General features: G+C 71.9%; 20 protein-coding genes and 1 pseudogene. 9 read left to right on the top strand and 12 right to left on the bottom strand.

The genetic code is table 11. The features are described from left to right. Window positions 1–102: 102 nt before the first annotated feature. The 3 genes from OHB41_RS36935 (at window position 103) to OHB41_RS36945 (ending at window position 2066) form a co-directional block, all read left to right on the top strand. A complete protein-coding gene (locus OHB41_RS36935) occupies window positions 103–630 on the top strand; it encodes a MarR family winged helix-turn-helix transcriptional regulator (RefSeq protein ID WP_266703456.1) in 528 nt (175 codons plus the stop codon). A 375-nt stretch (window positions 631–1005) separates the two neighbouring features. Then, window positions 1006–1311 carry a 4a-hydroxytetrahydrobiopterin dehydratase gene (locus tag OHB41_RS36940; protein WP_266703458.1) on the top strand — a complete coding sequence of 102 codons (306 nt, stop codon included), beginning with the start codon at window positions 1006–1008 and terminating at the stop codon, window positions 1309–1311. A gap of 5 nt (window positions 1312–1316) precedes the next feature. After that, window positions 1317–2066 carry a class I SAM-dependent methyltransferase gene (locus OHB41_RS36945; RefSeq protein ID WP_266703460.1) on the top strand — a complete coding sequence of 250 codons (750 nt, stop codon included), beginning with the start codon at window positions 1317–1319 and terminating at the stop codon, window positions 2064–2066. On the opposite strand, the gene OHB41_RS36950 is transcribed toward OHB41_RS36945, so the two are convergent. After that, window positions 2044–2514: a hypothetical protein gene (locus OHB41_RS36950; RefSeq protein WP_266703462.1), complete on the bottom strand. Its 471-nt coding sequence runs from the start codon at window positions 2512–2514 to the stop codon at window positions 2044–2046. The two genes, OHB41_RS36945 and OHB41_RS36950, sit on opposite strands and share 23 nt — an antisense overlap. Further along, the gene (locus tag OHB41_RS36955) at window positions 2511–2972 is read right to left on the bottom strand and encodes a hypothetical protein (RefSeq protein WP_323138457.1); all 462 of its coding nucleotides are present in this window, start codon (window positions 2970–2972) and stop codon (window positions 2511–2513) included. Before OHB41_RS36955 ends, OHB41_RS36950 begins: the two co-directional genes overlap by 4 nt. Window positions 2973–3194: 222 nt before the next feature. On the opposite strand from OHB41_RS36955, the gene OHB41_RS36960 reads away from it, so the two are divergent. Further along, the gene (locus OHB41_RS36960) at window positions 3195–4139 is read left to right on the top strand and encodes a helix-turn-helix transcriptional regulator (protein ID WP_266703466.1); all 945 of its coding nucleotides are present in this window, start codon (window positions 3195–3197) and stop codon (window positions 4137–4139) included. 7 nt (window positions 4140–4146) lie between these two features. Beyond that, window positions 4147–4464: pseudogene (locus OHB41_RS36965) on the top strand (hypothetical protein); the annotation flags it as partial. A 144-nt stretch (window positions 4465–4608) separates the two neighbouring features. Here the strand turns inward: OHB41_RS36965 and OHB41_RS36970 are convergent. Then, on the bottom strand, window positions 4609–5379 hold the full coding sequence (locus OHB41_RS36970) for a phytanoyl-CoA dioxygenase family protein (protein ID WP_266703468.1): 771 nt from the start codon (window positions 5377–5379) through the stop codon (window positions 4609–4611). A 138-nt stretch (window positions 5380–5517) separates the two neighbouring features. On the opposite strand from OHB41_RS36970, the gene OHB41_RS36975 reads away from it, so the two are divergent. Further along, window positions 5518–6435: a class I SAM-dependent methyltransferase gene (locus OHB41_RS36975; protein ID WP_266703470.1), complete on the top strand. Its 918-nt coding sequence runs from the start codon at window positions 5518–5520 to the stop codon at window positions 6433–6435. Window positions 6436–6645: 210 nt separating this feature from the next. Then, the gene (locus OHB41_RS36980; protein WP_266703472.1) at window positions 6646–7347 is read left to right on the top strand and encodes an SDR family oxidoreductase; all 702 of its coding nucleotides are present in this window, start codon (window positions 6646–6648) and stop codon (window positions 7345–7347) included. A 111-nt stretch (window positions 7348–7458) separates the two neighbouring features. Here the strand turns inward: OHB41_RS36980 and OHB41_RS36985 are convergent, their stop codons facing one another. The 5 genes from OHB41_RS36985 to OHB41_RS37005 all read right to left on the bottom strand — a co-directional run bounded on the left by OHB41_RS36985 (window position 7459) and on the right by OHB41_RS37005 (window position 13114). After that, window positions 7459–8160 (bottom strand): glycoside hydrolase family 75 protein, encoded by a 702-nt coding sequence (locus OHB41_RS36985; RefSeq protein ID WP_266703474.1) that lies wholly within the window; start codon window positions 8158–8160, stop codon window positions 7459–7461. Between the two features lie 214 nt (window positions 8161–8374). Further along, window positions 8375–9166 carry an aldo/keto reductase gene (locus OHB41_RS36990; protein WP_266706418.1) on the bottom strand — a complete coding sequence of 264 codons (792 nt, stop codon included), beginning with the start codon at window positions 9164–9166 and terminating at the stop codon, window positions 8375–8377. Between the two features lie 293 nt (window positions 9167–9459). After that, window positions 9460–11286, bottom strand: a complete 1827-nt coding sequence (locus OHB41_RS36995) for an AMP-dependent synthetase/ligase (RefSeq protein ID WP_266703476.1) — start codon at window positions 11284–11286, stop codon at window positions 9460–9462. Between the two features lie 324 nt (window positions 11287–11610). Continuing rightward, a complete protein-coding gene (locus tag OHB41_RS37000; RefSeq protein ID WP_266703478.1) occupies window positions 11611–12144 on the bottom strand; it encodes a GNAT family N-acetyltransferase in 534 nt (177 codons plus the stop codon). Between the two features lie 67 nt (window positions 12145–12211). After that, entirely contained in the window at window positions 12212–13114 is a 903-nt protein-coding gene (locus OHB41_RS37005; protein WP_266703480.1) for a LysR substrate-binding domain-containing protein, read from the bottom strand. A gap of 136 nt (window positions 13115–13250) precedes the next feature. On the opposite strand from OHB41_RS37005, the gene OHB41_RS37010 reads away from it, so the two are divergent. Further along, window positions 13251–14342: a bile acid:sodium symporter family protein gene (locus tag OHB41_RS37010; RefSeq protein ID WP_266703482.1), complete on the top strand. Its 1092-nt coding sequence runs from the start codon at window positions 13251–13253 to the stop codon at window positions 14340–14342. A 146-nt stretch (window positions 14343–14488) separates the two neighbouring features. On the opposite strand, the gene OHB41_RS37015 is transcribed toward OHB41_RS37010, so the two are convergent. After that, window positions 14489–16378: an exo-alpha-sialidase gene (locus tag OHB41_RS37015; RefSeq protein ID WP_266703484.1), complete on the bottom strand. Its 1890-nt coding sequence runs from the start codon at window positions 16376–16378 to the stop codon at window positions 14489–14491. A 347-nt stretch (window positions 16379–16725) separates the two neighbouring features. Between OHB41_RS37015 and OHB41_RS37020 the strand changes: the two genes are divergently transcribed. Further along, window positions 16726–17268: an isochorismatase family protein gene (locus OHB41_RS37020; protein ID WP_266703486.1), complete on the top strand. Its 543-nt coding sequence runs from the start codon at window positions 16726–16728 to the stop codon at window positions 17266–17268. 130 nt (window positions 17269–17398) lie between these two features. On the opposite strand, the gene fdhD is transcribed toward OHB41_RS37020, so the two are convergent. The 3 genes from fdhD to OHB41_RS37035 are packed head-to-tail and all read right to left on the bottom strand — an operon-like array spanning window position 17399 to window position 20944. Continuing rightward, window positions 17399–18256, bottom strand: a complete 858-nt coding sequence (fdhD, locus tag OHB41_RS37025) for a formate dehydrogenase accessory sulfurtransferase FdhD (protein ID WP_266703488.1) — start codon at window positions 18254–18256, stop codon at window positions 17399–17401. A 7-nt stretch (window positions 18257–18263) separates the two neighbouring features. Next, window positions 18264–19124, bottom strand: a complete 861-nt coding sequence (locus tag OHB41_RS37030; protein ID WP_266703490.1) for a 2Fe-2S iron-sulfur cluster-binding protein — start codon at window positions 19122–19124, stop codon at window positions 18264–18266. Further along, window positions 19121–20944: an NAD(P)H-dependent oxidoreductase subunit E gene (locus OHB41_RS37035; protein ID WP_266703492.1), complete on the bottom strand. Its 1824-nt coding sequence runs from the start codon at window positions 20942–20944 to the stop codon at window positions 19121–19123. Before OHB41_RS37035 ends, OHB41_RS37030 begins: the two co-directional genes overlap by 4 nt. Between the last annotated feature and the right edge of the window lies 1 nt (window position 20945).

The raw sequence follows: 20945 nt of genomic DNA on the forward strand, positions 1-20945 counted from the left end.
ATGGTGCTGGCTGCTCTTATGTGCCCTGGTGGTGGCGCAGGTGCCGCCAGGTGTCCCTTGGGAGGTAGGCTTATCCTGCCCAAGCAGGAAAGTGAGGTTCCGATGACGCAGTCCACGCCCGGCCTCGGGAAGGGCCCCGCGGAGCAGGAGGTCACCGTCCCGGTGCCGGCCGCCGCCGGCAGCGGGCCGGTCAGTCACGCGATCTTCCGCCTGGCCCGCCTGCACCGCATGTTCGCCGGACAGCTGCTGCGCCGGATCGGGCTCCATCCGGGCCAGGAGCTGGTGATGATGCACCTGTGGGAGCTCGGCCCCCAGAGACAGGCCGACCTGGTGCGGCTGATGGACTCCGACGCCGCCACCATGACCCGTACCGTCCGGCGCCTGGAGCAGGCCGGCTTCGTCCGCCGCCGCCCCTCGCCCACCGACAGGCGCGCCTCGCTCATCGAACCCACGGCGGCCAGTCATGCCCTGCGCCGCGAGGTCGAGCAGGTCTGGAGTCACCTGGAGGACCTCTCCACGGCGGGCCTCTCCGCCGACGAGCGGACCGCCGCCCTGCACACCCTCGAACGCCTGGAACAGAACCTCGTCCGGGCTGCCGCCGATCCCGACGGAGCGTGCGGGGAGAACTAGTGCCGCGGCAGGCAACGTTCGCCCCGTCGCGACGCCCGGCACGCACTCTCGCCGCACCGGCCGAAAGCCCAAGTACGTCCAGTACGAGGACTTCCGGCCGGCACGCCGAGAGCACGCACCGGACGCCGCTCCTCGAAGGGCGAACGTTGCCTGCCGCGGCACTAGCACCTCGACGGCTCCCATGGCGGTAGAGCCGGTGCGGGCAAAGGAGACTGACCATTGGTCAGTGGCCGCCCGGGCTGTCGTCGGCGCCCTGGGTCGGGTAGGGGCGACGGGGGCGCGGAACCCGGGTGACGAGAGCGGACACAAGGACTGTGGCACGCTGAGAATCGGCCCCGCCCAAGGACACCCCCGCCGTACCGAAGGAGCAACGTCATGCCCGTCGAACCCCTGTCGCAGAAGGAGATCGAGACGCGCCTGGCGGACCTGCCCGGCTGGTCGCTCGACGGCGACCACCTCACCCGCTCCTACCGCCTCGCCTCCCACTCCGCCGCGACCGCGATGGTCGTGCACATCGCCCAGGTGCAGGATGAGCTCGACCACCACTCCGACCTCACACTCGGCTACAACACGATCACCCTCACCGTGAACACGCACAGCGTCGGCGGCGCCGTCACCGACCTCGACCTCGCACTCGCCCGCAGGGTGGAGAACCTCGCCCCGGGACACGGCGCGGCCTGACCCGCATGCTGGACTACGAGAAGGAAGCCGCCGCCTACGACGCCAGCCGCGGCGGTGAACCCCGCGCCGAGGCGGCCGCGACGGCGGTGCTCGGCCTCGTCCCCGAGGACGCGCGCAACCTGCTCGACACGGCCTGCGGCACCGGAACGGTCACCCGCCGACTCGCCGTCGCACGCCCCCGGCTGCGGGTGACAGGCGTGGACGCGGCGCACAGCATGACCCGGATGGCCGCGGCACGGCTCCCCGGCCGCGTGATACGCACCGACAGCCGCCGACTGCCTTTCGCCGACGGCTCGTTCGACGCCGTCGCCAGCGTATGGCTGCTGCATCTGGCCGACAGCGGCGCGGACGTCCGGGACATCGTCGCCGAGTGCGCGCGGGTGTTGCGCCCGGGCGGGGTGTACGTCACCACCGTCGACAAGGCCGCCGCGCACGACGTGGGCAGCGACATCGACGCCGTACTCGCGCCGCGCCCGCGTCGATCCGCCCGGGACGCGGCGGACCAGGTGACGGCGTACGCCGGCGAGTACGGCCTCGTCCCGGCCGGCCGGAGCCGGTTCCGGGGCCACGGACAGGGCCGCAGCCCGCGCAGCACGGTGGCGGACCTGCGACGCGGCTGGTTCACCCGGCTGGCGCCCGGCGATCCGCTGACGGAGCACTTCGTCACGCTGCTTGAAGCACTGCCCGGTCAGGAAGTCCCGCGCCCCGAACCCCGGTTCGCGCTGCGCGCGTTCAGGAAGGCGCCGGCCGGGTGAACTCCATGACCCAGTTGGTCACCCAGGTTCTCTCCCCGTCCACGGAGAAGGCCTGTTCCCAACGGGCCGTGGTCGCCGAGATCCCCGACCACACGAACCGCACCCGAACGTCCTTCCCGTCGTACGTGTCGTCGCCGAGGAACACCCCGCGTCCATCGCTCCCGAACGCCCCGGTCACCGGCGGGTACAGCTTCCCGCTGCGGCTGGAGGACCAGTTCAGCGACCACGCCCGCGCCACCGGGTCGAACAACCGCAAGGTGAGTCCCTTCCAGCCCTGACCCGGTACCGCCATCTCGTCGATGTTCGCGGCCGCGTCGAACAGACTCCAGCAGCGGCTCGTGGCCGGGAACTCCTCCCAGCCGCTCTCGTCGTCGAGGAAGTCCGCCCGGCGCCGGTTGCGGACGTTCCAGTCGCCGTGCAGGAAGTCGAAGTCGTGCGGGCCGCTCATGAACGGTCTCCCGTGGTGCCCCCGGGAAGCGAGTCGGCGAGATAGGCGGCGAGGTCGGGGACCGCGGGCGAGAGCAAGTGCCGTACCCAGGCGTCACGTTCGTGCAGGATCGGTGGCAGTTCCCAGACGCAGCCGATCCAGGGCATCGCGAGCGTCCCGAAGTGGGCGGGGTCCCGGTCCGGGCAGCCCAGGACCGGCTGGCCCGCCGCCGCGCCCCGGAAGTGCAGGACGTTGTCCCACACCCAGCTGTAGGCGTTGAGGTAGGCGCCGTCGTCCCCGCCCCGGTGCAGGACGACGAACGTCGCAGGCGGGGTGCCGTCCGGTTCCGGCAGCAGGGCCGGCAGCAGCGCGTACGCCGCCTCCTCGACCTCGGGCGCGATGCCCGCCGGGTCGGCGGTGACGTGATACCGCTTGATCCACCGTCCCGCCACCTCGATGGGCGGCGGTACGGTCAGCAGCTTCTCCTTGAAGCCCGTGGGGGCCGCGGCGTCCGCGGGCGCCGCGCGGGACCCGGATGCCGCCGCGCGGGTCGCGGCCGTCGTGGACGTCGCCGCGGTCGTGGCGATCGGAGGGCGCGCCGGTGACAGGGGATGCGCCGGACTCGTCGAGGTGCTCGGATTCGCTGGGGTCGTCGAGGTCATGGCAGGACGGTAGAGCCGCTCCACTGACATCCTGTGTCAGTGAAGTCCAGCCGCCTGGTGTCCATTCTTCTGCTGCTGCAGACACGCGACCGGATGACGGCCGCCCAGCTCGCCGAGGAACTGGAGGTGTCGGTGCGGACCGTGTACCGGGACGTGGAGTCGCTGCACGCGGCCGGCGTGCCGCTCTACGGAGACGCGGGCCACGCGGGCGGATACCGGCTCCTGGACGGCTACCGCACCCGGCTCACCGGACTCACGGCCGGCGAGGCCGAGGCGCTGTTCCTCGTGGGCGTGCCCGGCCCCGCCGCCGAACTAGGACTCGGCCGGGTCCTCGCCGCCGCCCGGCTGAAGGTCCGCGCCGCCCTCCCGCGCGAGCTGCGTGCGCACGCCGACCGGATCAGCGACCGCTTCCACCTCGACGCGCCGGGCTGGTACGCGGACGCCGACGACACCCCGTACCTGCCCGCCGTCGCCGACGCCGTCTGGAACGGCCGTGTCCTGAGCGTCCTGTACCGGCGATGGCGCGAACCGACCGATGTGCGGCGCCGCCTGGAGCCGTACGGCCTGGTCCTGAAGGCCGGGCGCTGGTACGTGGTGGCGGGACCGGGGCCGCGAACCTTCCGCGTCGACCAGATCCTCCGACTCGACCCGACGGGGGAGGAGTTCGCGCGACCCGAGGCCTTCGACCTGGCCGCGTACTGGACCGCGTACCAACGGGACTTCCACGACCGGCTGCACCGGGGTGAGGCGGTGATCAGGGTCGCGCCGGGAACCCGGCTCACCGGCGTGGCGGGCGACGCCCTGGCGGACAACGGCACCAGGGAGGCGGACGGTTGGACCCGGGCCACCGTCCCGATCGAGTCCGTCGACCGCGCCCACGACGAGTTCCTCGCCCTCGGAGCCGGAATCGAGGTGCTGGAGCCCGCCGAACTGCGGAACCGGATCGCGCGGACGGCGACCGCGCTCGCCCGTCTTTACGCCTAGAGCTCGCTTGAACCGGGCGCATGTCCTGGTTCCTCCCTGCAACGGAACACCGGCGGCCAGTGGTTCGGGCGGCTTCGGCTTCAACGCCTCCTACGGCGGCACCGACGCCCTGCCCACCAGCTTCACCCTCGACGGAGTGACCTGCAACGTCGACGACGGAGGGGGCGGCGGAGGCGGCAGCGACCCGTCCGGCAGGGTCGACAACCCGTACGCGGGCGCCAAGGTGTACGTGAACCCCGAGTGGTCCGCGAAGGCCGCGGCCGAGACCGGTGGCGGCCGTGTCTCCGGCCGGCCCACCGGAGTCCGGCTCGACCGGATCGCCGCGTTCCGGCGTGCCGGAACCCGTCGACTGGAACCGCCACGTCGACGAGCTGTCCTTCGGACACTGGATCCCGGCGCAGTTCCAGCAGCTGCTGACGAACGCGTATCCGCCGCTGTAGGCCCTGTGACCCGGTGATCCGCCGGAGGGTCAGGCCTTCTTGGCCAGCCCCCGGCGGATCGCCGACTCCACCGCCGAGTAGCCGCCGTCCGCCCGCTCCAGCTCGTGGGGCACCGCCGGGTACAGCGGTGGCTGCGCCATGAGACGCGGGCGCGTGCCGTGGTGCGGCTGCGCCGCGTGCACCAGGAACGGGTGGCAGAGGTACACGTCGCCGGGGCGGCCGGTGGCCAGGGCGAGCGGGCGGTGCGCGGACGCGCCGGCCACCTTCGGACCGAGTTCGAGGAAGGAGGCACCATCCTCGCCGTACGGCTCCAGGACCGGCGGCACGTCGAGGTGCGAGCCCACCCTGATGCGGGTCGGGGCGTCGTCCTCGGTCACCTCGCTGAACAGGAAGAGCATCAGCAGCGCCCGGCCCCGTGAGGAGAGGTTGGAGTGGTACAGCGACTGGCCGTCGGGGAGATAGCTCCCCTCGATGTGCCAGCCCGCGTCGTCCGGCTCGTCCGGGTGCGGGAACCGCAGCGGGAAACTGCCCAGCGCGTAGCGGGGCTGCCAGCGCCGCTCGCCGACCAGCAGGTCGAAGGCGCGGTGCAGCGCGGGGGAGTTGGCCGCGGCGGCGAACGGGCCCTGCGCCATGCTGCTCACCCAGCGCACGGGGTCCTCCCAGGTGCCGGGGTCGTCCGGGTCGTATCCCGTCTCCTTCCACAGCAGCCGCGCACCGTCCTCGGCGACGCGGGGCGGGAAGGCGCCCTCGATCCTGACGAACCCGTCCTCGACGAACCGTTCCACCATCTCGTCGTCCATGGGGCCATGGTCGGGGACGGGCCGCCCGGGCCGCACCGGATTTTCCCGGCGCGGTTTTGCTGTTCGAGCAACACGATTGGCCGTTTCCGGGATCCGTGGAGCACGCTGTGCACCAACCCGGACGAGAGGCCGACCACCATGGCGCACGACCACGACCACGAGAACACCCATCGGCACGACCACGCGAGCACTCCCCGGCACGCCCACGACCACTCCTACATGGACTTCGCCGACATGGTTCCCATGCTGGAGCAGGAGGCGGAGCTGTTCAGCCCGCTCTACGCCGAGGCGGCGGCCTGGCTGCGGGAGCAGCGCCCCGGCTCCGGGCTGATAGTGGACGCGGGCAGTGGCCCCGGCGTCATCTCCTGCCTTCTCGCGGGCGCCTTCCCCGCGGCGCGGGTCGTCGCCGTGGACGGTGTGGAATCCCTGCTGGAGCGCGCCCGCGCCCGCGCCGGCCGGCTCGGCGTCGGCGACCGCTTCAGCACGGTGCGGGCCGACCTCGCCGACGGACTGGGGGACGTGGAGTACCCGGCCGACCTGCTGTGGGCCAGCAGGTCCCTGCACCACGTCGGTGACCAGGGCGCCGCACTGGCCGGGTTCGCGCGCGCCCTCGCGCCCGGCGGCATCCTCGCGCTCCTGGAGGGTGGTCTGCCTCCTCGCTACCTCCCGCGTGACATCGGCATCGGCCGTCCCGGTCTGCAGTCCAGGATCGACGTGGTCCACGACGAGTTCTTCGACCGGATGCGCGCCGAGCTGCCCGGAGCGGTGGCGGAGACCGAGGACTGGCCCGCGCTGCTGACGGCGGCCGGTCTGCGTCACACGGCGACCCGCACCTTCCTCGTCGATCTGCCCGCCCCGCTGTCGGAGGAGGCCCGCGCGTTCGTCGTCACGGCCCTCACCCGCCTGCGCGATTCCCTCACCGACGGGCTCGACCCGGACGACCTCGCCACCCTCGAGCGGCTCCTCGACCCGGAGGACAAGGCGAGCGTGCACCGGCGCCCGGACGTGTTCCTGCTGACGGCGCACACGGTGTACGTCGCGGAGAAGCCGGAGTAGCCCGGGCCGGCGGGCACGCGCCCGGCGGCCCGGTCCACCGACGTCCAGGGCGGTCCGCCGACGTCCAGGGCGGTCCGCCGACGTCCAGGGCGGTCCGCCGACTGCCGAGTCCGACCGCCCCGCTCGCCGTGCCGCCGCGGTCGTCCTTGACTTCGAGAGCGCTTCAAGTGATGTACTCCCGCGGTCGACCGGATGCATACGGGGGTACTCATGAACGACTCGCCTGTCGCGCTCATCACCGGTGGCGGCAGCGGTATCGGTGCCGCGGTCGCGCGACAACTGCTCGATGCCGGGCACCGGGTCACGGTCACCGGGCGCGGTGCGGAGCGGCTGCGGGCCTTCGCCGAGGAACTCGGGCGTCCCGAAGGGCTGTTGACGGTCGTGGGGAACGCGGCCGAGTACGACCAGGTGCGGGCGGCCGTCGAGTTGACGCTCAAGGAGTTCGGCCGCCTGGACACCGTCGTCGCCAACGCCGGTTTCGCCACGCACGATTCCGTGGCCGGGGGCGACCCGGCCGGCTGGACCGAGATGGTGCTGACCAATGTGCTGGGTCCGGCGCTGCTGATCAGGGCCTCGATCGACGCCCTGAAGGAGACGCGGGGCCGGATCGTGCTGGTCGGGAGTGTGGCGGGCCACGTCCACACGCCGGGCAACATCTACGGGGCCACCAAGTGGGCCGTGACCGGGCTCGCCGAGAACGCCCGCCGGGAGGTGACCGAGTTCGGTGTCGGCGTGACCCTGATCTCGCCGGGCCGGGTGGAGACCCCGTTCTGGGACAGCTACGGGAGCCTTCCGCCCGGCGACCTCCTGACGGCCGATCAGCTCGCCCAGTCGATCGTCTGGGCGATCGGCCGGCCGGCCGGCGTCGATGTGAACACCGTGGTGGTACGGCCGATCGGTCAGCCCAACTGACCTGCCCCGTAGGCATCTTTGGGGTGTGGGCCGGTGAACTGTGTGCTTCGGCGGGTGGGCGCCGCACCGGCCCACGACGACCCGCGCCCACCCGCCGAACCCGCGCGCGCCTCAGTTGCTCTGCAGGAACTGCTTCGCCAGGGAGTCTCCGAGCGACACGGCCGCGGTGTGACTCTCGATCGGCGACACCTGTGAGTTCTTGAACAGGATGTACGTCACGCCGGAGTCCGCGCCGCCGGTCTCCGGGTCGGGGTCGACGCCGAGGGCCTTGGCGGTGGCGTACGAGGCCTCACCGATGATCTGTGTCGGCCCTGTGTCGCCCACGACGGCGTACTCGACCTTGTTGTTGTAGATCACCGCGACGACTCCGCCGCCCTTGATCCCGTAGCTCGTGTACTTCCAGATGCTGCTGGTGCTCGGCACCACGACGTACGGCAGCGACTCGGCCCGCAGCGGCTTGCCGTCGGACTGGTGGAAGGCGGTGTCGTCCTGGAACCAGGGGTCGGTGTCGCCGTTGCACTGGGTGGTGACCTGGCCGTCGCAGTCGATGTCCATGTCGGCCTTCCAGAACACGGCACCGTTCTTGCCGCACACCGGGATGGTGGCCGAGGTCTCGTCGTCGGTCTTGTACTTCCCGCTCGATATCTGCGAACAGGACGTCACCTTGGCGAGCAGGTCGGCCGCGCTGACCGAGCCCTCCTGGGCGGACGCAGGGGTTCCGGCGCCGGACGGGGCGGCGGTGGCCGGGAGTGCGGCGGTGGCGAGGAGCGCGGCACCGGCGACGGCCGCGAGGGTCAGTGTTCGAGAACGCATGTGGGGGATCCCTCTGGTTAGGAAAGTTTCCTTACCGGGTTGCCGTACAAGGTGGCCCCGTTTACATGACCCCGTCAAGACCTTCGGCGGAGTTGGTCCGGTCCAGGAATCGGATCACGGTGCGTTCCGGGGGCTGACGCCGGTTCAGGGGGTCGGAAAGCCGCCGGCCCGGCCACGCAGGGCGTGTCCGGGCCGGCGGATGGGTCGGGGCTGGTCAGCCCACGTCGAAGGTGGCCGGGTCGGGACCGATGCGCCGGTCCTCGTTCAGTGCGCTGATCGCCGCGATGTCCTCGGCGTCCAGGGAGAAGTCGAACACGTCGATGTTCTCCGCGATCCGGGCCGGGGTCACGGACTTGGGGATCACGACGTTGCCCAGCTGGATGTGCCAGCGGAGGACGATCTGCGCCGGGGAACGGCCGTGCTTCTGGGCGATGGCGACGATCGCCGGGACCTCCAGCAGGCCCTTGCCCTGGCCGAGCGGGGACCATGCCTCGGTGGCGATGCCCTGCTCCGCGTGGAACTCGCGCGCCGCGCGCTGCTGGAGGTGCGGGTGCAGCTCGATCTGGTTGACGGCCGGGATGACGGACGTCGCCTCGATCAGCCTCTCCAGGTGTTCCGGAAGGAAGTTGGAGGTGCCGATGGCCTTGGCGCGGCCGTCGGCGTGGATCTTCTCGAAGGCCTTGTACGTGTCGACGTACCGGTCCCGGGACGGCAGCGGCCAGTGGATCAGATACAGGTCCACGTATTCCAGGCCGAGCTTCTCCAGGGAGACGTCGAACGCGCGGAGCGTGGCGTCGTACCCCTGGTCGCTGTTCCAGAGCTTGGTGGTGACGAAGAGGTCCTCGCGGGCGACACCGGAGGAGGCGATCGCCTTGCCGGTGCCCGCCTCGTTGCCGTAGATCGCCGCCGTGTCGATGCTGCGGTATCCGCTCTCCAGCGCCGTGGCGACGGCTCGCTCCGCCTCGTCGTCCGGGACCTGCCAGACGCCGAAGCCCAGCTGCGGCATCTCGACGCCGTTGTTCAGGATGATCGGGGGGACCTTGCTCACGAGCTCTCGATCCTTCAGTCGTCGGGTGGTACTGCCATCGTCAACGATCATCGGCCCTGATGCATTCCTGACCGGCTGATTCCCGGTGGATTGACGGCGGGTCCCGGAGATTGGCCGGAAATGAGCCCGGCCGTGCCGGTGCGGGCGTCGACGGGGTCGAGGGGGGCAGGACGCTTCCGGTCGGAGGTGTCAGGTCACCGTGGGACGGAGGCGTCGGGTCGCTCGGGTCGGGTGCGGGAGGGCCGGGATCCCTATGCCTGGTACAGCGCCTCGACCTCCGTCGAGTAGGCGTTCTCGATCGCCTTCCGCTTCAGCTTCAGCGAAGGCGTCAGCAACCCGTGCTCCTCGGTGAACTGGTGGGCCAGAATCCGGAAGGTGCGGATCGACTCGGCCTGCGAGACGAGGGTGTTCGCCGCGACCACCGCGCGCCGCACCTCGGTCTCCAGGTCGGGATCGCGTACCAGGTCGGCGCTGGACAGCGGGGGCTTGCCCCGCATCTGGAGCCAGTGTTCGACGGCCTCCCCGTCGAGGGTGACGAGCGCCGCGATGTACGGCCGGTCGTTGCCGACGACGATGCACTGCGCGACCAGCGGATGATCGCGCACCCGCTCCTCCAGGACGCCCGGCGAGACGCTCTTGCCGCCGGAGGTCACCAGGATCTCCTTCTTGCGCCCGGTGATGGTGAGATAGCCGTCCTCGTCGAGGGAGCCCAGGTCGCCGGTGGCGAGCCAGCCGTCGTGCAAGGTGGCGTCGGTGGCCTTGGGGTCGTTGAGATAGCCCTGGAAGACGTTCCCGCCGTTCAGCCAGACCTCCCCGTCGTCCGCGATGTGCACGGTGGTGCCGGGGATCGCCTGGCCGACGGTGCCGAACCGGGTGCGCTCGGGCGGGTTGGCGGTGGCGGCCGCGGTGGACTCGGTGAGTCCGTACCCCTCGTACACGACGACACCCGCGCCGGCGAAGAACAGTCCGAGCCGCCGGTCCATCGCCGAACCGCCCGACATCGCGTGTCTGACCCGGCCGCCCATCGCGGCCCGCACCTTGGCGTACACGACCTTGTCGAAGAACTGGTGCTGCACCCGCAGGGCCGCCGAGGGGCCGGGTCCGATGCCCCAGGCCTTCTCCTCGACCGCGTCCGCGTAGCGCACGGCGACCTCGACGGCCTTCTCGAACGGCCCAGATCTGCCCTCTTTCTCGGCCTTGCGGCGGGCGGCGTTGAACACCTTCTCGAAGATGTACGGCACCGCGAGGAAGAACGTCGGCCGGAACGCGGCCAGGTCGGGCAGCAGGGCCGCCGCGTTGAGCTGCGGCTGGTGGCCGAACTTGACCTTCCCGCGGAACGCCGCGACCTGCACCATCCGTCCGAAGACATGCGCGAGCGGCAGGAACAGCAGGGTGGCCGCCTGGTCACCGCGCCGTGAGTGGAAGACCGGCTCCCAGCGCTCGATGACGGTGTCCGCCTCGAACATGAAGTTCGCGTGCGACAGGACACAGCCCTTGGGACGCCCGGTGGTTCCCGAGGTGTAGATGATCGTCGCGATGGACTCGGGCGTGACCGCGCGCCGGTGCCGGTGCACCACCTCGTCGTCGAGGTGCGCGCCCGCTTCGTACAGCTCCTGCACCGCGCCGGCGTCCAGCTGCCACAGCTTGTGCAGCTGCGGCAGCCGGTCGACGACGGTGGCGACCGTCATCGCGTGGTCCTCGTGCTCCACCATGACCGCCGACACCTGGGCGTCGTACAGCATCCAGAAGACCTGCTCGGCGGAGGAGGTCGGGTAGATGGGCACGACCTGGGCGCCGATCGTCCACAACGCGAAGTCGAAGAGCGTCCACTCGTAGCGTGTGGGGCACATGATCGCGATCCGGTCACCGAACCGGATGCCGTGGGCGAGGAGCCCCTTGGCCAGGGCGAGGACCTCGTCACGGAACTCGGCCGACGTCACGTCGCGCCACTGTCCCTGCTCGTCCTTGCGGCCGAGCGCGATGTGCAGCGGATCCTCCCGGGCATGGTCGAACACGACGTCGGCCAGGCCGCCCACCGGCGGCGCCGACGCCAACGGAGAGTTGGTGAACTCGCGCAATCCCGCTCCTAGTGGTGCTCCGCACAGCGCCGTGAAAGCTACCCCACCGGGCCGTCGGACGGGAGGGGCGCCGGAGTGGGGGAGCACGCGGCGTCCGCACAGGTCAGTCACGGAAATGCCCGCACATGGGGAAGGGTCGGACAGAATCCCTTACGGCTCCGTAGGTTTCGATCCCGTAATCTCCACGGAATCTGTACGACCGAGCTGGCCCCGGCGGCGGGATGCCGGGTGCCGGATTTGTCGGCCTCGCGCACCGGCGGGAACGCGTGCGACGGCCCCCGCCGGGCGGCCGCGGCGAACGGCCGGGCCATGGTCAGGGGCGGTCTACCCCTGGAACTCCGTCAGGTCGATCCCGAACACCCGCAGGTCGTGCCCGTGCACCGGATCCACCGCGGTGCCCTCCGGCCGCATGTCGAGCTTGCCCAGCACGTTCGTGGACGCGGTGTCCGCGGTCCGGCACACGGCGACGACCCGGTCGAGGCCGCGGTCCTGCAGGGCGAACTCCAGCGCGCCGTGGGCCGCCTCCGACGCGTATCCCTGCCCCCAGAACGCCCGCCCGAGCCGCCAGCCGATCGCCACCTCGCCCGCGATCCCGGGCGGGGTGTCGGCCAGGTACAGTCCGACCGCCCCGGCCAGCTCCCCGGAGCCCAGGAGCTCCACGGCGAAGATCCCGAAGCCCTCCTCGTCCCACTCCTCCTCCCACGCCTCGATGTCCTCGGCCGTCTCCTCCAGGGAACGCGGCGTGCCGTCGCCGATCCACCGCATCACCTCGGGGTCGGCGTGGATCTCGGACAGGGGGACAAGGTCGTCGTCCAGCCAGCGGCGCAGGAGAAGACGGGGGGTGTGGATCTCGCTCATGGCCCCCATCCTGCCGATCCGCGGACGGGAGGGCGAATGACAGCGGAATCGGATCGAGGCTGCGGGATCATCCAGGTGGCGGCAGCGGGCGGCCCCGCGGTCCCGGCTGTCCCCGGTGCAGCCGGTCCCCGCCGCCCAGGATCGCCGCCGCCAGCGCGTCCGCCGCCTCCTGCGCGGACGCCGGCCGCTGTCCGTGGACCAGGACGAAGTCGACCCCGGCGAGCTCCGGCAGTCCCGCCCGCTCCGGGACCGTGACCAGGCCGGGCGGTACGAGTCCCCGGGAGTGGGCCATCACGCCGAGGCCCGCGCGGGCCGCCGCGACCAGGGCGTTCAGGCTGCCGCTGGTGCAGGCGATGCGCCAGGGCCGGCCCTGGCGCTCCAGTGCCTCCAGGGCCAGGGCGCGGGTGATGCCCGGGGGCGGGTAGACGATCAGCGGGACCGGGCGGTCGGGGTCCAGGCGCAGGCGTTCCGCCCCGATCCAGACCAGGCGGTCGTGCCGGACCAGCTCGCCGCGCGGGTCCTCGGGCCGCCGCTTGGCCAGCACCAGGTCGAGTCTGCCCGCCGCCAGCTGCTTGTGCAGCGTGCCGGACAGCTCGACCGTCAGCTCCAGATCCACTTCGGGATGGTCGTACCGGAACCCCTCCAGGATCTCCGGCAGCCGGGTGAGCACGAAGTCCTCCGAGGCGCCGAAGCGCAGGCGCCCGCGCAGCCGGGTGCCCGTGAAGAACGCGGTCGCCTGTTCGTGCACCTCCAGGATGCGGCGCGCGAAGCCCAGCATCGCCTCGCCGTCCACCGTGAGCTCCACGGAGTGCGTGTCGCGCGAGAACAGCTGCCGTCCGGCGGCGTCCTCCAGCCGGCGCACGTGCTGGCTGACCGTCGACTGGCGCAGCCCCAGCCGCCTGGCGGCCTGGGTGAAGCTCAGGGTTTCTGCCACCGCGAGGAAGGTACGCAGCTGGGACGGGTCGTACATAGCCACAGGTTATCGCGCGTCATGATGGCAGTCAGAACGGTATGACGGATTCCCGATCACGGAGAGGAGGAGGACGATGGAGAGGGCACGACCCGCCCCCGGCGGACGATCTACGACAAGCGAGCAGTGGAGCACCGTGAAACGCCTGCAGTGGCCGAGTTGGATGCCGATCGACCCCTACATCCTGCTGTTGCTCGGGACGGTGGGTCTCGCGGCCCTCCTCCCGGCGCGGGGCACGGGCGCCGATGTCGCCTCGGGCGGGTCCACGGCGGCGATCGCCTTCCTCTTCTTCCTGTACGGTGCCCGGCTCTCCACACGGGAGGCGCTGGACGGGCTCAAGCACTGGCGTCTCCACGCCACGGTGCTCGCCTGCACCTTCGTCGTCTTCCCGCTGCTCGGCCTCGCCGCCCGCGGACTCGAACCGGTGTTCCTGACCCACAACCTCTACACCGGGCTGCTCTTCCTGACGCTCGTCCCCTCGACGATCCAGTCGTCGATCGCCTTCACCTCCATCGCCCGTGGCAACGTGCCCGCCGCGATCTGCGCCGGATCCTTCTCCTCGCTCGCGGGCATCGTCGTCACCCCGCTGCTCGCGGCGGTCCTGCTCGGCAACAGCGGCGGTGGGTTCTCCGCGGACTCGCTGATCAAGATCGTGCTGCAACTGCTGGTGCCGTTCCTCGCCGGGCAACTGCTGCGGCGCTGGATCGGCGGGTTCATCACACGGCACAAGAAGGTCCTCGGGTACGTCGACCGCGGCTCGATCCTGCTGGTCGTCTACACCGCGTTCAGCGAGGGCATGGTGCAGGGCATCTGGCACCAGGTCAGCGCGGTCCGGCTGGCCGGGCTGCTGCTCGTCGAGGCCCTGCTGCTCGCGGTGATGCTGGTGTTGACCTGGTACGGCGGCAAGGCCCTCGGCTTCGGCCGGGGCGACCGGATCGCGATCCAGTTCGCCGGGTCGAAGAAGTCCCTCGCGTCCGGGCTCCCCATGGCCAGCGTGCTGTTCGGCGCGCACGCCTCGCTCGCCGTGCTGCCGCTGATGCTCTTCCACCAGATGCAGCTCATGGTGTGCGCGGTGATCGCGAAGCGCCGTGCCCGAGATCCCGAGGCGATCGAGGCCGCCGGAGAGGCGGGGGACGCCGGGGACGCCCGGACGGGCCGGCCGGGCACGGATCGGAACCGGGGCGCGGGCTCACGCACCGCGGTCGGTACAGCACGACGTTCCGACTGAGATCCCCCTGCGCCGCCGGGGGCGGAGCGTACGGCCGTGCACGCGCCGCCGCCCTCCCCGTCGTCGTGGGGGAGGGCGGCGGGCGGCACGCCGAAGCCGGCCCCGGGCCGCCGTCGTGCGTGTGCGTCGTGGGCGGGGACGGGACGTCAGTGGCCCCCGTCCACATGGTCCAGGGGCAGATACACCACGGTGTCCCGGGTCACCTTCCGGTCCGGTGCGGCGGACAGTTCCGCGTCGCTCAACGCCCGGTCGTAGACCCGGACCTCGTCGATCGCTCCGGTGAAGTAGGCCCGGCTGTCCATCCGCTGACCCACGTGCACCCCGAACGGTGAGTTGCGGCTGACCGATCCGGGCACGTCCGGCGTGCTCACCGACGTACCGTCGACGAAGAGCGTGAGCAGCCCGGCGCCCTGGTCGCGGCGCAGCACCAGATGGTGCCACTGGCCGTCGTTGCGGGCGCCGGGGACGCGTACCGACGCGGTGGCCGGGGCCGTCGCGCCGTCGCGGGTGGTGATCAGCGCGGTGATCCGGTCCGACGCGGGCTCGGCGCGCATCCACACCTGCGGCTGGGTGGTGCCGATCCCGCCCATCCACAGCAGCGGCTGCTCCCCGGTGGTGGCCGTGTAGCGGAACCACAGGGACGCCGTGAAGTCCTTCGTCCCGAGCGGGAGGCGGTCCTGGTACGGCAGTCGTACGGCGTCGTCGGTGCCGTCGAACTCCAGGGCGCCGCCCAGGACGCCCGCCGCCTCGTGGGCGCCGCCGAGCACCGCGGCCCGTGCGGTGCGCGGGGCGAGGTCGACTGTCGTCGGGTCCGGTCCGCGGCGCGGCGCGAGCCAGCCCTCGGTGAAGCGGGCGAAGCGGATCTCGTCGCGCGCGTCGACCGCGCCGCCCTCGTACAGCAGGCCCACGGTGTCGCCGTCGATCCGGGCCAGGTCCGAGTAGCCGGACCAGTCCGTGGTGACGACCGTGCCGCGGTCCACGCTGTCCCAGGTGCGGCCGCCGTCGTAGGAGGAGCGGATCATCATGGTCCTGCGCCGGTCGGGATCGCCGGGGCAGGCCAGCAGGATCCGGTCGTCCAGGCGCAGGACGGAACCCTGGACCTGGGGTGCGTAGAGGTCCGGGAGGTCGCGGAAGGGGGCGGTGAAGCTGTCGCCGCCGTCACGGCTGACGGTCTGGGTCCTATGGCCGAGATCGGTGCCGTCCTGTTCGCGCCCGCTCACCAGGACGGCGCCGTCGGCGCGTTGGGTGAGCGTGAGCTCGGACGGCTTCTGGCGGAAGGTGCCGTCGTCGGCGATCGGCCACGAGTCCGTCGCGCCGATCCTCCAGTGGTCGCCGCCGTCGTCGCTGGTGATGAGGGCGGCGTTGTTGGCGGTGACCCGACTGCCGTTCCAGGTCTCGGTGTTGACGCCGAAGACGAGACGTCCGGGGTGCCGGCCGCGGGTCAGCTGGATGCCGTGCACGGGCCCGGTGGCGTACCAGGAGTTCCAGTTCGGAGGAAGGATCTCGTCACTCAGGTCCCGCGGCCGGGACCAGCTGAGACCGTCGTCGTCGCTGTACTGCAGATGCGGGGTGCGGTCACAGGGGACGTCGCAGCTGCGGCCGTCCGTCCGGCCCGTGTTGTACGTCTCCGCCAGCACCACGCGGCCGGTCTCGCGGTCCACGACGGGCGCGGGGTTGCCGTGCGTGTCGCCCGCGCCCTCGTTCACGACCTGGAGCGGGCCCCAGCTGCGGCCGCCGTCCGTCGACCGCTTGACGACGATGTCGATGTCGCCCGCGTCGCCGCAGTCGTGGACGCGCCCCTCGGCGAACGCCAGCAGGGTGCCCCGCGAGGTCCGTACGACGGCGGGGATGCGGAAACAGGCGTAGCCGGGGTCCTGGGCGGCCTTGAAGAGCACCTGTTGCTCGAACTCGGCCGGGGCGGCGGCCTGTTGGGCTCCGGCCGGGCTGGGCAGTGCGATCAGCGCGGCTGCGGTGAGGGCGGCCGTGAGAACGGCTGCCGCGGTGGATCTCAGACGTGCGCGGAGGCTTGACGGCATGGTGCGACCTGCCCTTCATGCGTCTGGGCGACCTGGGTGTGGTGGAGGTCGGACATCCGACATCCGACGTCCGATGTGCGGGCCACAGACGCTACTTGGGCTCTCAAGCACCCCACAAGGAGCATGCACCGGTCGTGTTCGCGCCAGATTTGCGGAGCTCGTGCCGCACCGTTCGCGGGCTGCGCGGGTACGGGACGCACCGTCGACCGGGCCGCGGGCGACGGACCGGCGGTGCGAGGCGAACGGCGTACTGCCCTCGCCGCTGCTGACGGCCGAACGGGCTCAGTTCATGGGTTTGTTGATCCGGATTTCCGGTACGGACGGCTGAGGACGGCTAACGTTCCGTCATGACCGCACCTGAAACCGCACCCCGCCTCGCCCTCGATCCCGCGCGCACCGCCCTGGTGCTCGTGGATCTGATGGACCGTATCGTCGGGCTGCCCGTGGAACCCCGCGACGGCACCGCAGTCCTCTCCGCCGCCGAGGAGCTGGCGACCGCCTTCCGCAAGGCGGGCGCGCTCGTCGTCCTGGTCCGGGTCGAACGGCCCGGGGCGGCCGAGCAGCCACCCGGCAGCGGCCTGGTCGCCGGACTCTCCGCGCAGGGCGACCTGGAGATCGTCAAGCGGTCCATCGGCGGATTCCAGGGCACCGGTCTGGACGCGCGGCTGCGGGAACGCGGCATCTCCACGCTGGTGTTCGGCGGGATCGCCACCAACCTGGGGGTCGAGTCCACCGCCCGCGCCGCCGGGGACCTCGGCTACGACCTGGTCTTCGCCGAGGACGCGATGGCCGCCCTCACCGCGGCCGAGCACGAGGCCTCCGTCCGCCTCGACTTCCCCCGGCTGGGCACGGTCGTGACCGCCGGGCAGGTGCGCTTCAGCGCCGGGTGAGCGAACCGGGGGTCCCGGCACGTGGCCCGGCGCGTCCCGGAGGCGGCCGGGCAGGACACAGCGGGACCCCTTCGGCGCAGGGGGCGCTCCCCGCCGGTCGGGGCCCCGCCGCCGTGTCGCGGGGAGCCGGTCAGCCCTGGGCGGCCGCGGCCCGCAGGGCGATGCGGTGCTCGCCCGCGTACACGTTCATGGAGGCGCCGCGCAGGAACCCGACCAGGGTCAGGCCCGACTCCGCGGCGAGGTCCACGGCGAGGGACGAGGGGGCCGAGACCGCCGCGAGCACCGGGATGCCCGCCATGACAGCCTTCTGCGCCAGCTCGAAGGAGGCCCGGCCCGACACCAGCAGCACGGTCCGGGAGAGCGGGAGCCTGCCGTCCTGCAGGGCGCGCCCGACCAGCTTGTCGACCGCGTTGTGCCGGCCCACGTCCTCGCGTACGTCGAGGAGCTCGCCGTCCTCGGTGAACAGCGCAGCGGCGTGCAGACCCCCGGTCCGGTCGAAGACCCGCTGCGCCGCACGCAGCCGGTCGGGGAGGACGGCGAGGAGTGCGGGCTCCAGCCGGACCGGGGGAGCGTCGTCACCGTCGTCGATGGTCCAGCGCGCCGTCGTGCGGACCGCGTCCAGGCTCGCCTTGCCGCACAGACCACAGGACGACGTCGTGTAGACGTTGCGTTCGAGGGTGATGTCGGGCATGACGACGCCGGGCGCCGTCCGTACGTCCACGACGTTGTACGTGTTCGAGCCGTCCACCGTCGCTCCCGCGCAGTAGACGATGCTCTGCAGCTCGTCCGCCCTGCCGAGGACCCCCTCGCTGACCAGGAAGCCCGCCGCGAGCGCGAAGTCGTCGCCCGGGGTGCGCATGGTGATGGCGAGCGCCTTGCCGTTGAGGCGGATCTCCAGGGGTTCCTCGGCGACCAGCGTGTCGGGGCGGGTGCTCTCGGCCCCGTCCCGGATGCGGATCACCTTGCGTCGTTCCGTGACTCGTCCCATGTCCTGATCAGTCCCGGTTCTGTACGTGCTGGTAGCCGAAACGGCCCTTGATGCAGAGATTGCCGTGGGTCACCGGGTTGTCGTGCGGAGAGGTGACCTTGACGATCTCATTGTCCTGCACGTGCAGCGTGAGGTTGCAGCCCACACCGCAGTAGGCGCACACCGTGGTCGTCGCGGTCTGCGCCGACTCGTCCCACGTACCCGCCTCCCGCATGTCGAACTCCGACCTGAAGGAGAGCGCGCCCGTCGGGCACACCTCGATGCAGTTCCCGCAGTACACGCACGCCGAGTCGGTCAGCGGGGCGTCGTGCTCCACGGCGATCCTGGCGTCGAAGCCGCGCCCGGAGACCGAGATCGCGAAGGTGTTCTGCCACTGGTCGCCGCAGGCGTCCACGCACTTGTAGCAGAGGATGCACTTGTCGTAGTCGCGCACGTACAGGGTGTTGTCGATCCGGGGTTCCTCGTCGACGCGGGCGGCGTCGGGGCCGAACCGGTCCGGCTCGGCCCCGTACTCCTCGATCCACTCCGCAACCCGCGCGGTGGTCGAGAGATCCACCGAGGAGGCGAGCAGTTCGAGGACGACACGGCGACTGTGGCGGACGCGCTCCGTGTCCGTCCGCACCCGCATGCCCTCCTCCGCCTTCCGCGAGCAGGCCGGAGCGAGGGTGCGGGCGCCCTCGACCTCGACCACACAGACCCGGCAGGCGTTCTTCGGGGTCAGCGTGTCGCCCTGGCACAGGGTCGGGACGTCCTTGCCCGCGGCACGGCAGGCGTCGAGGACCGTCGATCCCTCCGGTGCGCGCACCGGTTCACCGTCGAGGGTGAATGCGAGCAGCAGGCGGGGAGTCCCGAGCGGTATCGCGGTCATTCGTACGCCCCCAGACGGTCGATCGCGGATTCCACGGCGTTCCACGCGGTCTGCCCGAGACCGCAGATCGAGGCGTCCCGCATCGCGCGGCCGACCTCCCTGAGCAGGGCGACGTCGTCCGCCGCGGCCGCGCCTGCGCGCTCGGCGATCCGGTGCAGCGCCTCCTCCTGGCGCACGGTCCCGACCCGGCAGGGCACACACTGCCCGCACGACTCGTCACGGAAGAACGCGGCGATCCGCAGCAGCAGACGGGGGAGGGGGACCGTGTCGTCGAAGGCCATGACCACACCCGAGCCGAGGGTCGTGCCCGCCTCCCGGGTGCCCTCGAAGGTGAGCGGGACGTGCAGTTCGTCGGGCCGTACGAAGCCGCCCGCCGCGCCGCCGAGCAGCACCGCCCGCAGACCCTCCCGTACACCCGCCAGTTCCAGCAACTCGCCCAGCGTCGCCCCGAAGGGCAGCTCGTAGACGCCGGGCCGTTCCACGCTCCCCGACACGCAGTACAGCTTCGGGCCGGTGGAGCCAGGGGTGCCGATCGCCGCATACGCCTCGGCTCCCCCGGTCAGGATCGGCAGGACGTTCACGAGCGTCTCGACGTTGTTCTCGGCGGTGGGCCTGCCGAACAGACCCTTCTCCACGGGGAAGGGCGGCTTGGAACGCGGCTCGCCCCGGTACCCTTCGATCGAGTTGAACAGGGCGGTCTCCTCGCCACAGATGTACGCGCCCGCGCCGCGCCGGATCTCGATGTCGAAGGCGTATCCCTGCCCGAGGACGTCGTCGCCGAGCAGCCCCCGCGCACGTGCCTGGCCGATGGCGTGCTCCATCCGGCGCAGGGCGCGCGGGTACTCGCCCCGCAGATACAGATAGCCCTTGTGCGCGCCGATCGCGTACGCCGCGACGGTCATCGCCTCGACGAGCGCGTACGGGTCTCCCTCCATGACCACCCGGTCCTTGAAGGTGCCCGGCTCGGACTCGTCGGCGTTGCACACCAGGTAGTGCGGGGTGTCGGGCTGGGAGGCCGTGGCCTGCCATTTGCGGCCGGTCGGGAAGGCGGCCCCGCCACGCCCGACCAGGCCCGCGTCGGTGACCTCGCGGATCACCCCGGCGGGCCCGAGCGCGAAGGCCCGCCGCAGCGCGGCGTACCCGCCGTGCGCCCGGTAGTCGTCCAGGTCGGCGGGGTCGACCACGCCGACACGGCCCAGCAGCATCAGGGAGGGGTCGCCGGCCTGGGGGAGGGCCCGCGCCGCGGGCGGCTCCTCGGCCGCCGAGCCGGGCGCGCCCGCCGTCAGCACGGCCCGTTCGACGGTGGCGGGCGCCGCCACGGCCGTACGCACCGGATCGCCCGCCCTGACCGCGAGCGCGGCCGGAGCCCGTTCGCACAGGCCTAGGCAGGGGCCGCGCTCCACGGTCACCCCACTGCCGGGGCCGAGCCGGGACTCGACCCCCTCGCACAGCTCCGGGGCCCCCGCCGCCATGCACGCCAGGTCCGTGCAGACGTGCAGCACGGTCGCCGGGCGCGGCTTCACCGAGAACATCGCGTAGAACGTCGCGACGCCGTACGCCTCCGCGGGCGGTACGGTCAGCCGGCGGCACAGATAGCCGAGCGCACCCTCACTGATCCAGCCGACCCGGTCGTTGACGGCGTGCAGCCCCGGCAGCAGCAGGTCCCGGCGCGCGCGGGCCTCACGGCCACCGCGCGCCCACCTGAGGTCCGCGTCGGACCGGTCGGCGCCCTCCCACGAGGACTCCGGAGGGCCGAGCAGCGTGTCGACGGCCGCCCGCTCCTCGTCCGTCGGCTTGCTGTCACCGAAGTGCAGATCCATG

This window comes from Streptomyces sp. NBC_01571, from assembly GCF_026339875.1.
GTDB lineage: Bacteria > Actinomycetota > Actinomycetes > Streptomycetales > Streptomycetaceae > Streptomyces.

What these genes read in the sequence shown, in the direction of transcription:
- OHB41_RS37000 (WP_266703478.1), bottom strand. Translation starts at nt 12,144, where the DNA reads ATGAGCGAGATCCACACCCCCCGTCTTCTCCTGCGCCGCTGGCTGGAC.
- OHB41_RS36975 (WP_266703470.1), top strand. Translation starts at nt 5,518, where the DNA reads ATGGCGCACGACCACGACCACGAGAACACCCATCGGCACGACCACGCG.
- OHB41_RS36970 (WP_266703468.1), bottom strand. Translation starts at nt 5,379, where the DNA reads ATGGACGACGAGATGGTGGAACGGTTCGTCGAGGACGGGTTCGTCAGG.
- OHB41_RS37005 (WP_266703480.1), bottom strand. Translation starts at nt 13,114, where the DNA reads ATGTACGACCCGTCCCAGCTGCGTACCTTCCTCGCGGTGGCAGAAACC.
- OHB41_RS37015 (WP_266703484.1), bottom strand. Translation starts at nt 16,378, where the DNA reads ATGCCGTCAAGCCTCCGCGCACGTCTGAGATCCACCGCGGCAGCCGTT.
- OHB41_RS36940 (WP_266703458.1), top strand. Translation starts at nt 1,006, where the DNA reads ATGCCCGTCGAACCCCTGTCGCAGAAGGAGATCGAGACGCGCCTGGCG.
- OHB41_RS36985 (WP_266703474.1), bottom strand. Translation starts at nt 8,160, where the DNA reads ATGCGTTCTCGAACACTGACCCTCGCGGCCGTCGCCGGTGCCGCGCTC.
- OHB41_RS36980 (WP_266703472.1), top strand. Translation starts at nt 6,646, where the DNA reads ATGAACGACTCGCCTGTCGCGCTCATCACCGGTGGCGGCAGCGGTATC.
- fdhD (WP_266703488.1), bottom strand. Translation starts at nt 18,256, where the DNA reads ATGGGACGAGTCACGGAACGACGCAAGGTGATCCGCATCCGGGACGGG.
- OHB41_RS36950 (WP_266703462.1), bottom strand. Translation starts at nt 2,514, where the DNA reads ATGAGCGGCCCGCACGACTTCGACTTCCTGCACGGCGACTGGAACGTC.
- OHB41_RS37020 (WP_266703486.1), top strand. Translation starts at nt 16,726, where the DNA reads ATGACCGCACCTGAAACCGCACCCCGCCTCGCCCTCGATCCCGCGCGC.
- OHB41_RS37035 (WP_266703492.1), bottom strand. Translation starts at nt 20,944, where the DNA reads ATGGATCTGCACTTCGGTGACAGCAAGCCGACGGACGAGGAGCGGGCG.
- OHB41_RS36990 (WP_266706418.1), bottom strand. Translation starts at nt 9,166, where the DNA reads ATGCCGCAGCTGGGCTTCGGCGTCTGGCAGGTCCCGGACGACGAGGCG.
- OHB41_RS37030 (WP_266703490.1), bottom strand. Translation starts at nt 19,124, where the DNA reads ATGACCGCGATACCGCTCGGGACTCCCCGCCTGCTGCTCGCATTCACC.
- OHB41_RS36935 (WP_266703456.1), top strand. Translation starts at nt 103, where the DNA reads ATGACGCAGTCCACGCCCGGCCTCGGGAAGGGCCCCGCGGAGCAGGAG.
- OHB41_RS36945 (WP_266703460.1), top strand. Translation starts at nt 1,317, where the DNA reads ATGCTGGACTACGAGAAGGAAGCCGCCGCCTACGACGCCAGCCGCGGC.